Origin of the sequence: Intestinibacter sp. (assembly GCF_051866655.1) — a bacterium.
In the GTDB taxonomy this organism is placed as follows: Bacteria; Bacillota; Clostridia; order Peptostreptococcales; family Peptostreptococcaceae; genus Intestinibacter.
The window spans coordinates 1-13535 of the sequence record NZ_JBJDXL010000413.1 but is presented as its reverse complement, the minus strand read 5'-3'; the positions used below and the strand labels follow the sequence as shown (position 1 = coordinate 13535).

15 protein-coding genes are annotated in these 13535 nt (G+C 28.2%); 12 read left to right on the top strand and 3 right to left on the bottom strand.

Translation table 11 applies throughout. The features are described 5' to 3' along the window. Positions 1 to 1015 (bottom strand): FAD:protein FMN transferase (locus ACI3VO_RS12450; protein WP_439758223.1); only part of this gene is annotated, 1015 nt, incomplete at its 3' end. Between the two features lie 68 nt (positions 1016 to 1083). Between ACI3VO_RS12450 and ACI3VO_RS12445 the strand changes: the two genes are divergently transcribed. From ACI3VO_RS12445 to ACI3VO_RS12435, 3 genes are all read left to right on the top strand, one after another. Continuing rightward, positions 1084 to 1758, top strand: a complete 675-nt coding sequence (locus ACI3VO_RS12445) for a uracil-DNA glycosylase (protein WP_439758222.1) — start codon at positions 1084 to 1086, stop codon at positions 1756 to 1758. Between the two features lie 108 nt (positions 1759 to 1866). Further along, a complete protein-coding gene (locus ACI3VO_RS12440; protein WP_439758221.1) occupies positions 1867 to 2181 on the top strand; it encodes a rhodanese-like domain-containing protein in 315 nt (104 codons plus the stop codon). A 183-nt stretch (positions 2182 to 2364) separates the two neighbouring features. Continuing rightward, the gene (locus ACI3VO_RS12435) at positions 2365 to 3075 is read left to right on the top strand and encodes a tRNA threonylcarbamoyladenosine dehydratase (RefSeq protein ID WP_439758220.1); all 711 of its coding nucleotides are present in this window, start codon (positions 2365 to 2367) and stop codon (positions 3073 to 3075) included. Positions 3076 to 3212: 137 nt separating this feature from the next. On the opposite strand, the gene ACI3VO_RS12430 is transcribed toward ACI3VO_RS12435, so the two are convergent. Then, positions 3213 to 4049 carry a ComEC/Rec2 family competence protein gene (locus ACI3VO_RS12430; RefSeq protein ID WP_439758219.1) on the bottom strand — a complete coding sequence of 279 codons (837 nt, stop codon included), beginning with the start codon at positions 4047 to 4049 and terminating at the stop codon, positions 3213 to 3215. A 226-nt stretch (positions 4050 to 4275) separates the two neighbouring features. Between ACI3VO_RS12430 and ACI3VO_RS12425 the strand changes: the two genes are divergently transcribed. The 5 genes from ACI3VO_RS12425 (at position 4276) to holA (ending at position 10214) form a co-directional block, all read left to right on the top strand. After that, a complete protein-coding gene (locus ACI3VO_RS12425) occupies positions 4276 to 5211 on the top strand; it encodes a DUF2156 domain-containing protein (RefSeq protein ID WP_439758224.1) in 936 nt (311 codons plus the stop codon). Next, on the top strand, positions 5212 to 6393 hold the full coding sequence (locus ACI3VO_RS12420; protein ID WP_439758218.1) for a GNAT family N-acetyltransferase: 1182 nt from the start codon (positions 5212 to 5214) through the stop codon (positions 6391 to 6393). Positions 6394 to 6574: 181 nt separating this feature from the next. After that, positions 6575 to 7762 carry a PLP-dependent aminotransferase family protein gene (locus ACI3VO_RS12415; protein WP_439758217.1) on the top strand — a complete coding sequence of 396 codons (1188 nt, stop codon included), beginning with the start codon at positions 6575 to 6577 and terminating at the stop codon, positions 7760 to 7762. A 171-nt stretch (positions 7763 to 7933) separates the two neighbouring features. Then, positions 7934 to 9193 carry a ComEC/Rec2 family competence protein gene (locus ACI3VO_RS12410; RefSeq protein ID WP_439758216.1) on the top strand — a complete coding sequence of 420 codons (1260 nt, stop codon included), beginning with the start codon at positions 7934 to 7936 and terminating at the stop codon, positions 9191 to 9193. Next, a complete protein-coding gene (gene holA, locus ACI3VO_RS12405; RefSeq protein WP_439758215.1) occupies positions 9168 to 10214 on the top strand; it encodes a DNA polymerase III subunit delta in 1047 nt (348 codons plus the stop codon). The genes ACI3VO_RS12410 and holA overlap by 26 nt, the downstream gene beginning before the upstream one ends. Positions 10215 to 10319: 105 nt before the next feature. Here holA and rpsT read toward each other — a convergent pair whose 3' ends face one another. Then, positions 10320 to 10586, bottom strand: a complete 267-nt coding sequence (rpsT, locus tag ACI3VO_RS12400; protein WP_022072162.1) for a 30S ribosomal protein S20 — start codon at positions 10584 to 10586, stop codon at positions 10320 to 10322. Positions 10587 to 10805: 219 nt separating this feature from the next. Here rpsT and gpr point away from each other — a divergent pair, with 219 nt between their 5' ends. The 4 genes from gpr to ACI3VO_RS12380 form a co-directional block, all read left to right on the top strand. After that, complete coding sequence (gpr, locus tag ACI3VO_RS12395) at positions 10806 to 11750, top strand: GPR endopeptidase (RefSeq protein WP_439758214.1); 945 nt, start codon at positions 10806 to 10808, stop codon at positions 11748 to 11750. Between the two features lie 15 nt (positions 11751 to 11765). Further along, the gene (gene spoIIP, locus ACI3VO_RS12390) at positions 11766 to 12710 is read left to right on the top strand and encodes a stage II sporulation protein P (protein WP_439758213.1); all 945 of its coding nucleotides are present in this window, start codon (positions 11766 to 11768) and stop codon (positions 12708 to 12710) included. 16 nt (positions 12711 to 12726) lie between these two features. Continuing rightward, positions 12727 to 12939, top strand: coding sequence for a hypothetical protein (locus tag ACI3VO_RS12385; protein ID WP_439758212.1), 213 nt, complete (start codon positions 12727 to 12729; stop codon positions 12937 to 12939). Positions 12940 to 13080: 141 nt separating this feature from the next. After that, on the top strand, positions 13081 to 13535 hold a 455-nt coding region (locus ACI3VO_RS12380; RefSeq protein WP_439758211.1), incomplete at its 3' end, for a GTP-binding protein.

The following is a 13535-nucleotide window of genomic DNA, read 5'->3' as shown; positions in this document are numbered from 1 at the left end:
AGTTTATTTTATCCTTTAAATTTGAAGTAGTGTATACATTTTTGTCTTTAGTTATGAATATTGCCTCTGTATCGTCTATGCTTTCTATTAATTCTAATCCTTTTTCTACTCCAAGCCCAAATGCAGTTGTAGATAGACCATCTCCAATTAAAGATGACGATGACACTATAGTTACACTACTTAAATTATTGTCAAATGGATATCCAGTTGAAGGATCTATCATGTGGTGGTATATAACACCGTCTTTTTCTATGTATCTTTCGTATATTCCAGATGTAACTACAGATTGGTCTGAAACATTTATACTGCCTATAGAATTTCCTCTTTCATTTGTAGGATCTTGTATTCCTACTTTAAATGGTGTATTTTTGTCTTTTTCACCTAATACAAATACATTTCCACCTAAGTTTATTATTGCGCTTTCTACATTTTGTTCTTGCAGGTATTCGTATATTTTATCTGCTGCATATCCCTTTGCAATACCACCTAAATCTATCTCCATATTTTCTTTTTCTAATTTAACTGATTTGTTTTTTTCATCTAGAGAGATATCTTTGTAATTTACAAGCGGTAGTTTTTCTTTTATTTCGTTTGAGCTTGGAACCCTTGCGTTTTCAGTTCCAATTCCCCATAAATCTACAACAGGTCCTATAGTTATATCAAATACGCCATCTGAAATATCGGAAAAATTTAAGGCATTTTTTATTACATAGAAGGTTTCGTCGGATATCTTTACGTATTCTTTGCCAGCTTTTTTATTTACTTCAGATATTTCGCTATATTCTCTTGTTTTTCCCATTGTATTGTCGATATTTAGTAAAATATCTCCACATTTTTTTAAAATATCATCTGCTTCTGATTCCTTTACATTGTATAAAGTAATCTCGCTTACAGTCCCTAAATCGTAGTAAGTTTGACTATAATCTCCTTTATTAAAGTTGCCTCTAAATACATAGATGAAAAAACAAATAACAATAATTGCTACTATTAAAAAGGTAGATTTTTTTCTGTTCATAGTGTTTCCTCCAAATAATTGTGATATATTAATTATAACATAACAAAATATAAAGAGGAGTTTTTTACATGGTTAAATTAAATAATGATTGGGATGAACTGTTAAAGGATGAATTTAAAAAGGAATATTATTTAAATCTTAGAGAGTTTTTAAAAAAGGAATATTCTACTAGAATTATATATCCAAATATGTACAATATATTTGAAGCTTTAAAGCATACTTCTTTTAAAGATACAAAAGTTTTGATTTTAGGTCAAGATCCATATCACGGTGAAAATCAGGCGCACGGGCTTGCTTTTTCAGTTCAAAAAGGAGTGAAAATACCTCCATCTCTTTTAAATATATATAAAGAATTACACGATGATTTAGGTTGTTATATTCCAAATAATGGATATTTAATACCTTGGTCAGATCAAGGAGTTTTACTTTTAAATACTGCTTTGACTGTAAGAGCGCATGAAGCGAATTCTCATAAAAATATTGGCTGGGAAATATTTACTGATGATGTTATAAAATTATTAAATACAAGAGAAGACCCAGTTATATTTGTGCTTTGGGGAGCAAATGCAAGACGCAAAAAGGAATTTATAGATTTAAGTAGACATTACGTATTAGAAGCGCCACATCCAAGTCCATTGTCTGCAAGTAGAGGATTTTTTGGATGTAAGCATTTTTCTAAGATAAATAAAATTTTAAAAGACTTAGGTAAAGAACCTATCGACTGGCAAATACCAAATATTTAATTGGAAAATTATAAAAATAAAGTAGTTAATTGTAACAATTTATCATAATATAGAATATTATAAATTAAAAGATATATAATTCATATATTATGAAGAGAAGTGATGTCAATGACAGTAAATGTAATAACTGCAAAATTAGCTAAAAAGATGATAGATAATAGAAAATTTGGCTTGATAATAGATTTGAGAGAATACGATGAATATTTACAAGGGCATTTACCAGGAGCTATAAATATTCCAGTCAATCAAGTACTAGATAGAATAAATGAAATTAAACGCTATCAAGGCTCAAATGTTCTTTTATATTGCGAACATGGAATTCAAAGTATAGGAGCAGGAAAAGCATTGATTTTAAATGGATTTAGTAAAGTATACAGCTTGGATAAAGGCTTAGGCTCATACAATTATCCTTTGTATAATTAGGTAAAGAAAACAAAAATATTTTTATTGAGAGGTATTACATCAATTTTGTAATATCTCTTTTTAATTAATAATAAATATATGTTAATTAATAGGAAATATATGAAATCTATAAAAATACACCTTTAAAAAATATAAAAAGTGAACTATAATATTACGAAAGAAAAATTTTAGGAGATTAAATATATGGAAAAAGATTTTAAAATGAGAACAGGTCTAATTGTTGGACAAGAAGGATTAGATAAATTAAAAAATGCAAATGTAATAGTATTTGGAGTAGGCGGAGTAGGTAGCTTTGCGTGCGAGGCAATTGTAAGAGCAGGAGTTGGAAATATAACTATAGTAGACTTTGACGATGTCGATATAACTAATATAAATAGACAAATACCAGCACTTCACTCTACAGTCGGAAAATTTAAAGTAGATGTAATGAAGGACAGACTCCTAGATATAAATCCAGATTTAAATATAAAAACAGTAAAAAAAGTGTACAGCGCAGAAACAAGTGATGAGATATTCACAGAAGATTACGATTACGTTATAGATGCTATAGATATGGTCACATCTAAAATAAATCTTATAGAAGTCTGCAACGAAAAGGGATTTAAGATCGTAAGCTCTATGGGTATGGGAAATAAATTAGACCCTACTAAGATAGTAGTTACAGATATTTACAAAACACATACATGCCCTTTAGCAAAGGTTCTTAGAAGAGAATTAAAAAATAGAAGAATAAAAAAATTAAAGGTAGTTTATTCGACTGAACAGCCTATCGAATTAAAGGAAAAAATAATGAATGGAAGAAAGGTAACTCCAGGAAGTGTATCTTTCGTGCCTTCTGTAGGAGGACTTATAATAGCATCTGTAGTAATTAGAGATCTATTAGAGCAAGAATAAAATTAATTTCAAATAAAGGTGTATCTTTACTCAATAAGACTAAAATTTGACTTAGGATATAAATAGTGGAGTACTTTAGATTTTTAAAGTCTCCACTTATTATATAATGTAGGAAAATGTTTTATTATGCTCTAAAATCAATTTGAAGCCTTGTATTTTATTTTAGTGTAAATTCTATTGCCGTCTGAGTAAAATACCATACTGCCATTTATATCAGTCCTAAAAATCTTTGCATCTACGGCTTCTAAATTGTCCAAAGTGGCTTTATGAGGATGACCGTAGCTGTTTTTATATCCACATGAAATAACTGCTATATCGGGAGTAGTTTCTTGTAAAAAATCTATACAGCTAGAACTACTGCTGCCGTGGTGAGCTACCTTTAAAAAATCTACATTTTCTAAATCATATGAATTTACCATATCCATTTCGTTTTCGCTATCACAATCCCCTGCAAACAAAAAATTGTTGTTTTTATACGAAATATTTAGTACAATGGAATTTGAATTATTATCGTCAGTTATATAACTAGGACTTAAAACATCGATTTTAGTAGAATTATCCAAGTTAAAAGTGTCGTCTTTAGATAGATAACCTATTTTTAAGTTTTTTTGATTACAGGAATCGATTAAGTTGTCGTAACACTCACTATCGGTAATCTGTTTAGTCATGTATATTTTATCTACATCGAAATTATCAATTACATAGTCTAAGCTACCGATATGGTCGCTGTCAGGGTGAGTTGCAATGATTATATCTAGATTTTTTACTTTTTTATTTTTTAAATACGATTTTATTATTTTAGCACTATCTTCATCGCCACCGTCTATCAGCATGTTTTTATTTGACGGTGTTTGGATTAGAATTGAGTCGGCTTGCCCTACATCTATTATGTGGATACAAAAAACTTTATTTTTGTCACAGCCTGTGAAAAGTGCTATTATAATAATTAAAAAAATTAATATTTTTTTATTCAAGTAAAATCACTCCATTAAATTATATGTTTATTAAATATTATCTTGGGTAAAATAAAATATTGAAATATATTATTAATATTGACATTAAAATAAAAATAAATACATCTAATTGGGAAATTCTTCATTAATAATAATTTTAAGTGAAGAATTTTATATGTTATAGGAGGAAATTATGTTAGCAACAATAGAAAATAAAGAAAATATAAATTCATTTTTTAAAGATATAATGGAAGAAGAGCATAATAATTTAGGTCCTTGCTTTAAGGAAATAACAATAGAAGATAGAGAAATACTAAATCCATATTTTGATTTAGTTGATTATGAAGCGTGTGAATACTGCTTTGACACTTTGTATATGTGGCAACATGCATATAAAACTGCTTATTATATAGGAGATAATTTCGCTGTTTTAGTAGGAGAATATGAGGGAGATTTATTCTCTATACTACCACTTGCAAAAAAAGAAGATTTACCAAAGGCAATAGATTTTGTTTTAAACTACTTTAAGCAAATAGATAAGGAATTGTATTTTAGAGGTATAAGTGAAGAAGTAATCGATTATTTAAAAGAAAATTATGGAGATAAGTTTGAGTATATAGCAGAAAGAGATATATTCGATTATGTATACGATGGCGAAACTTTGAGAACTCTAAAAGGAAGAAAAAATAGCAAAAAAAGAAATCATATAAATTATTTTTTAAATGAATACGAAGGAAGATTTGAATACAGACTTCTTGGAAAAGAGGATTTCGATGATTGTAGAGCTCTTTTAGATAGATGGGCTGATAATAAAGAAGAAAACGACGAAGTAAGCGAAGGAATGGACGATGAAAGAGTAGGCATCGAAAAATTATTCAAACACTACGATGAAATATCAGATAGATTAAAAATAGCAGGAATCTATGTAGATGGGATATTAGAAGCTTTTACTATGGGTGAATTGATAAACGACGACATGGCTTTAATTCATATAGAAAAAGCAAACCCAAGTATAAGGGGTCTATACCCTTATATAAATCAACAATTTTTAGTTAATGAATTCCCAAATGTAGATTTTGTAAATAGAGAAGAGGATATGGGCTTAGAAGGTCTTAGAAAGGCTAAGCTATCTTATCACCCTTGTAGATTTGTAGAAAAATACACAGTTAGGGAGGCTAACTAATTGGATATTAGATACGCTATAGAAAAAGACAGAGAACAAATAATTTCTCTATGGGATTATTGTTTTGAGGATCAAAAAGAATTTGTAGATTATTACTTTGAAAATGTATACGACGAGAAAAATACTTTAGTTGTTGAAGAGGAAAATGAAGTATTATCCTCACTACAAATGAATAAATACAAAATAAGACTTAGAGACGACGATTATAAAGTATCGTATATAGTAGGAGTTTCATCAAAGCCTGAAATAAGAGGCCATGGATATATGAAGAATTTAATGGTGCGTACATTAGAGGAGATCTATAAAAATGGAGAAATAGTATCTATATTAATGGCTATAGATTATAGATTGTATAGAAGATATGGATTTGACCACTGTTATGACCAGCTTGAGTATAGTATAAGAACAGAGGATCTTTCTAGATTTAAGCTGACTTCTAGGTTAAAGAGAGCTTCTATAGAGGATGCTAAAATTTTAGCAGATATTTACAGAGAAGCTATGAAATCTTTAAATGGATATACAGTTAGAGATGAAGAGTATTTTAGAAGATTTATAATGGAAATTGAATCTGAAAATGGGCGTGTATATATTAATGAAGAAAAAAACAGCAGAAGCTATATAGCCTATTATATTCAAGGAGATACATTTTTTGTAAGAGAGCTGATATACAGTGGTGTATCTTCTCTTAAATGTGTTTTAGCTTATATATACAACCACAATACCCAATGTAAAAATACAGTTATAAATTCACCAGTTGATGATAAAATAAGATTAGTAGTTGAAAATTTAAAAACATGTGAAATGAAACTTGTACCGTTTATGGCTGGAAGAATGATAAATTTTAAAAAGTATTTAGAGACACTAAAGTTAGAGGAAGAAAAAATAAAAAAAATAGAAGATAAATCTATAAATATTAAGGTTAAGGATAAGTATATAAAGCAAAACGATGGAGTTTTTAAAATATCAATATTAGATAATAAAATAAACGTAGAAAAAGTAGAGCAAAATTACGATATAGAATTAAATATAAATTCTATTGCACAATTAGCTTTTTCTTATTTAAATATAGATGAAATACTTATGTTAAATGAGATAGACGAAAATTCATTGAGTTATGATCAAAAGACTATTTTAAACACTTTATTTGAAAAAAAGACAAATTATATAGATGAGCTCGTATAATTTTAACGGCGAAAATTTTAAAAGAAGCATATAGACTATATTTTTATATATTTTATATGTTTTTTTTATGGAAAAATTATTATAAGTTTAATTTTTTATATAAAAATTTATAAATATAATGGAATATTTCGAAAATAGATATACAATATATTTATAAATAAAATAACTGGGGTGATATATAATGGAAGTAAAATATGCAAAACGTATGATGACAGAAGGGGGATCTGAAATAAGTGATATATTAGCTTTAACTGCTAAACCTGAAATAATATCTTTTGCAGGAGGATTACCTGCACCAGAACTATTTCCAGTTCAAGATATGAAGAAGATGGCTAATGCTGTTTTAGATGAAGAAGGTGAAGTAGCACTTCAATATTCTTCAGGTCAAGGTTTCCCAAAATTCAGACAACAAATAGCTGATAGAATGAATGCTAAACAAAAAACAAATGTAACTGCTGATGATATATTAGTAACTAGCGGTTCTCAACAAGTACTAGAATTTTCTGGTAAAGTTTTTATAGATGAAGGAGACATAATATTATGCGAAAGTCCTACTTATTTAGGAGCTTTAAACGCATTTAACGGATATGGACCAAAATACATAGAAGTTGAAACTGATGAAGATGGTATGAACATGGAAGCTTTAGAAAAAGTTTTAGCTAGCAATGATAACATAAAAATGATATATGTTATACCAGATTTCCAAAATCCAACAGGAAGAACTTGGCCACTTGAAAAACGTAAAAAATTTGTTGAATTAATAACTAAATATAAAGTAGTTGCTCTAGAAGACAACCCATATGGTGAATTAAGATATGATGGAGAATTTTTACCTTCATTAAAATCTTTAGATACAGAAGGCTATGTAGTGTATTTAGGAACATTCTCAAAAATATTATGTCCAGGATATAGACTTGGATGGGTATGTGCAGCACCAGAAATATTAGCTAAGTATATAAGATGTAAAGAAGATGGAGATTTACAAACTTCAACAATATCTCAATTAGAAGTAAGTAAATATATAGAAAGATGTGACTTAGATGGACACGTATTAGAAATAAGAGCTCTATACAAAAAACGTAGAGATTTAATGATAAAAACTATAGAAGAAGAATTTCCTGAAGGAGTTAAATGGACTCATCCAGAAGGTGGATTATTCATGTGGGTTACATTACCTGAATATATGAATGCTACTGAAATGATGAAAAAATGTATAGAAAACAATGTAGCATACGTACCAGGAGTTGCTTTCTATCCAGGCAGAACTAAGACTAATAACTTTAGATTAAACTATTCAAATATGGATGAAGATAGAATAGTAGAAGGTATAAAGAGATTAGCTGCTGTTATAAAATCTGAATTAAGATAGTAAGTTATTATAAATACAAAAATAAGGCGTACATGTTTTGTGTATGTCTTATTTTTTTGTAATAAATTTGAATTAAAAATAAAATTTATATACTTAAAGTTGTTTATATTAAAAAAATAAGGTCAATAATATAGAAAATATTTGTTTTAAAGATATTAGAGGAGGAGTGCTTTGAGACGACCTTTATTATTGATTTTTATTGTGCTTTTAGTTTTGGGATTTTTGATTACGAAGGATTCTGGGCTAGATAATATAAATAAAGATACAGAGATTACTATAACAGGAGTTGTGAAGGACAAGAAAGAAAAGGATAAATACACTCAGTATATAATAGACGGCTATTTAGTAAATGACTATAAGAGAAAATACGAATTGAAAATAGGAAAGGTGGTATCAGTACAAGGTAAGCAAAAGGATTTAGAAAAAATGGAGTTTGATGATTTTAACTACGGTAGATATATAAGAAGCTGTGGATATAAAGGAATGATTTATTCTGATTATTTTAAAGTTGTAGGTCAGAACAAGTTTTATATCCATTTAGGGCAGTTAAAGATGTATATGAGAGATACCTTTAGATATTTGTATAAAGATACTTCAAATTTTATAAATTCGTTTTTATTGGGAATGAAGTATGATTTGACTCAAGAAGAGAATGAAATGTTTTCTAGGACTGGAACAAGCCATGTAATAGCCATATCTGGGCTTCATACAAATATAATTTGTATATTGATTGCCTATGTTATAAGAGGAATAAATAAACTTTATAAATTATTTATTTTGATAGTAGTTATGGTTTTGTACAGTATAATGGTCGGTTTCTCTCCATCTATTGTAAGAGCTGTTGCATTTGTAGCTATTATGTATTTGGCGGTATTTTTATTTAAAAAAAGAGATGGTATAACTACATTATCATTAATTGCTAGTTTATTAATTATAAACAATCCATACACTATATATAATGTTAGCTTTCAATTATCGTTTTTAGCTACATTATCTATTTTATATTTCAATAAGATGATCAAGAAAAGACTTAAATTCGATATAGTATCGATGACTGTAGCTGCTAATATTTTAACTATACCTATAGTATATTATGTATTTGGAGGTATTCCTATTTTATCGATTTTAGGAAATATAGTTATAATACCTTTTATAGGAATCATCATGAATTTAAGTATTTTTAGTATTTTATTTTTTGAATTTAGTTTAAATATTACAAAAGTCATAGTTTATATAAACAAAACACTCATTAATATGGTATATTATATATTGGATAAATTAAGTCAAATAGAGATTGGATATATACAAGTTGAAAATCCTAATATGACATACGTAATAATCTATTATGTTTTAATATTCTCTTATATGATATATAGAGAGCTTAAAACTATGAAGGAGCAGGAAAATGAAATACAAGGATATTGTTTATAATATAAAAGCTAAAAATTTTGAAAAAATTTATCTATTGTACGGCAAGGAGCATTATTTAATAGATAACGCTATAAAGCTGTTTAAAGAGTCTTTAAATGAAAGTATGATAGACTTTAATCTAGATATACTAGATGGCAAAGAAATCATGCTAGATCAGTTATTAAGCTCAATAGAGACGCTTCCATTTATGGACGAGAGAAAGATAGTAATCGTCAAAGATTTTGAGTTACTTATGAAGGGCAAGAAAAAGAATTTTTCAGATAAAGAAGAAAAGATTTTTGCAGAGCATTTAGAAAATATTCCTGATACTACAGTCTTAGTTTTTGCTGTGTATGGGGATATAGATAAGAAAAAAAGCATAGTAAATAAAATAAATAAAAACGGAATAGCATATAACTGTGAAAAAATATCTGATATGGATTTATTTAAGTGGACTAGAAAAAGATTTGATGAAAATCAAATTACAATAGAAAACGCTCAGGTTATGTACTTTATAGAATCGACTGGATACAAGGATAAAAACAACGAATTTACCTTATCTGATATAGAAAACGAAATAAAAAAGATAAGCTCGTTTGCAGGTAAAGATACTAAGGTCACTAATGAGATAATAGATAGGCTTTCACAAAAGAAAATAGAAAATGATATTTTTAAGCTGATAGATTATATAGGCGAGAAAAACTCTCAAAATGCAATCAAAATATTAAATGATATGATTAACGAGGGAGAATCTGTTTTAGGTATTTTTGCTATGATAAATAGACAATTTAAAATAGTTCTTCAAATAAAAGAGCTTTTAAACAAAGGTATGAATAATAAAAGTATAGCAGATAAATTAAAGATGTCTTTATTTGTTGTAAATAAATCAATAAAGATAAGTAAGAATTTTACAGAGTCTATGATAATAGATATGCTAAATTATATCTTAGAAAGTGACTACAAAATAAAAAATGGCCTTATGAGAGACACGCTTGCTATAGAGATGTTAGTTAGCCAGTATTGTCAGAGAAAGGTAAGTTAAAGTCTTCCTAATAAAAAAGGAGGACTTTTTCAATGTAGATTTTTGCAAAATAAAAAACCCTTGAAATTAATCAAGGGCCAATTTATGCACAAATTAAACATCTTATTAAGCGTTCATAGAGTTTAATTTTTGAGCTAATTTAGCTACTTTTCTAGCAGCAGCGTTTTTGTGTATAGTTCCTTTAGAAGCAACTTGAGATATTTTCTTTTGAGCGAATTGGAATCTTTGTGTAGCTTCTTCAACGTTACCAGCATTAACAGCTTCTTCGAATCTTCTTATAGCTGTTTTAACTTGTGATTTTCTCACTCTGTTTAAAGCAGTTTTCTTATCGATAACTTTTATTCTTTTTTTAGCAGATTTTATATTTGCCAATCTGTTCACCTCCCGTAAAATTTATTATTCTCATCGTCAACATATTTGATTTTAACAGAAATAAAAATAAAAATCAAGTATTAATATGCAATACTTTTAATTTAATTTAAGATTTATATAAATTATGTTTAAAAATAATAAAAGAGTTAATAATTATAACTAAAGTTAAAAATTTAAAAACATATATGACATAATTAATTAATATTTTGGAGGCTTTATATGATAAGTATAAGAACAGATTTAGCACTTGAAGCGAGAGAGTTATGTGAAGGAGAATCGAGTCGTTTAGATGGCGTTGTTGTAGATACTAAACAATTAGATGATTGTACTGTAACTACAGTAGAAGTAGTAAATGAAACAGGCTCAAAAATAATGAATAAGGAAATAGGCAAATATATAACTTTAGAAAGCGATCTAATGAAATTTGACGATGAAGAATCTAGAGAAAAGGTAATAGATTATTTAAAGGATGAATTAATAAACATATTTGGTTCAGACAAAACGAAAAGGACTTTGATTATAGGACTTGGAAATTGGAATATTACATCAGATGCTTTAGGACCTAAGTCAGTATCTAAGACGTTGGTTACACGTCATATTTTTAAAAATTACAACAAGGATTACGACGATGATTTTACAGAGGTATCTGCATTGAGCCCAGGTGTAATGGGAATAACAGGTATAGAAACTGTAGAAATAGTAAAAGCTATAGTAGATAAAATAAAACCCGACAGAGTGGTAGCGATAGATTCCTTGGCATCTAGAAAAATGGAGAGAATTAATTCAACTATACAAATATCAACTGCAGGTATTTCACCAGGAGCAGGAGTTGGTAACATAAGAAAGGCTTTGAATAAAGATTATTTAGGGGTTGATGTAATAGCTATAGGAGTTCCCACTGTTGTAGATGCAGCTACACTTACTATGGATGTTCTTGATTTAGCTATTAATAATTTAATAAGTGTTTCAGAAGAAGGTAGTCAATTTTACAATATGCTTAAAAAACTACAAGACGAAGAGAAATATCAATTGATAAAGGATTCCCTAGATCCATACGATAAAAATCTAATTGTAACTCCAAAGGATATCGATCAGACAATAGAAAATTTATCGATAATAATAAGCGAAGGATTAAATAGATCTCTTCATCCAGGGAGGATTTAACTAAGGAGGACAAAAATGTATAATAAATTTGCTAAAATAGTGGTTATAGCTATTTTAATATTTATAATACCAAATAGTGTATCTGCTTTCGATAAGAGCAATTTACTAAATAATTTAATAAAATACTCTTATCCCGAGATAAAAGTTATAGAAAAGGATAAAACTCAAGAAGAAGGCAATACAAAAGAAACTCAAAATGACAATCAGAAAGATAGCCAGTATATAAATGTTTATGTAGGTGAAGATAATATACCGACTATAAATACAGAGGCAAATAACGATATAAATTTAAAAAGCAATGTATACAGCCAAAATTTAAGGGTCACAAACGATAAGCCAGAGATTTTAATATACCATAGTCATAGTTGCGAAACTTACCTTGATTCACCAGAGGGAAATTATCATTCAGAGGATAAAGAGCATTCTGTTATGTCGGTTGGATGTTTGCTTACAAATGAATTATCTAATTTGGGATGGGGTGTAGCACATTGTACAACATATCACGATAGTCCTACATATAATAATTCATATGCTAGAAGCTCTCAAACTATAAAATCTACAATGAATAAATACAATAGCATAAAAATAACTATTGATTTGCATAGAGATGGACTTAATATCGCAAACGAAGCAGTAAAAACTAATATCCATAATAAATATACGACGACAATAGATGGACAAAAAGTTGCTAAATTTTTCTTTGTCGTAGGAGCTAGAAATGATGATGTAGATAAAGTTAAAAAGTTAGCAGACGGCATAACTGAATACGCCAATAAAAAATATCCTGATTTGATAATGCCTGTTGTAGTTAAACCATATGGTAGATTTAATCAAAGTATATGTGATAACGCCTTACTAGTTGAAGTAGGGAGCAACGGCACTACTAGCGGTGAGGCCCAAGCCAGTGCTAAGTATTTAGCAGAAATATTAGATGGATATTTTAAAGAAAAAAATATATAAATAGGATAATATCAATATGAGCAAATTAGATGAAAGAATAAATAAAAGATTGAATAAAAAACTAAATAGAAGAAAGAAGGTATTTTTTTTAAAGGTTATATCTTTTACTTTAATGATTTGCATATCCGTAGTTTGTATATTTTGGGTAGATTATAATATGAACGAAATGCTAAATAAAAGATCATTAATAGAAAATTACTTGCCAAACTTTATAAATATAGAATTTTAAAAATTAATATAAGAAAATAAGGCTTAACAAAAATAAGTCTTATTTTTCTGTCACAACTTATATTTACAGAAAAGCCGATATATTATAAAATAAAATCTATGATGAAAATAATTTAGAAAATAAAATCAAGGAGGGAAAAAGGTGGACAGCAAACAAAGTAGAACAAGAAATTTTAGTATTATTGCGCATATAGACCATGGAAAGTCTACCTTGGCGGATAGATTAATTCAATATACAGGTTTAGTTAGTGATAGAGATATGAAAAACCAATTATTAGATAATATGGATTTGGAAAGAGAAAGAGGAATTACTATCAAACTGCAAAATATAAGATTGATGTACAAGGCTAAGGATGGCAATGAATATTATTTAAATTTAATAGATACTCCAGGACATGTAGACTTTAACTACGAGGTGTCTAGAAGCTTGGCTGCATGTGAAGGTGCTCTTTTAGTAGTAGATGCAGCTCAAGGTGTAGAGGCTCAAACCTTAGCAAATGTGTATTTAGCATTAGATCAAGATCTAGAAATACTACCAGTAATAAATAAAATAGATCTTCCAAGTGCTAGACCAGATGAAGTAAAACATGAAATAGA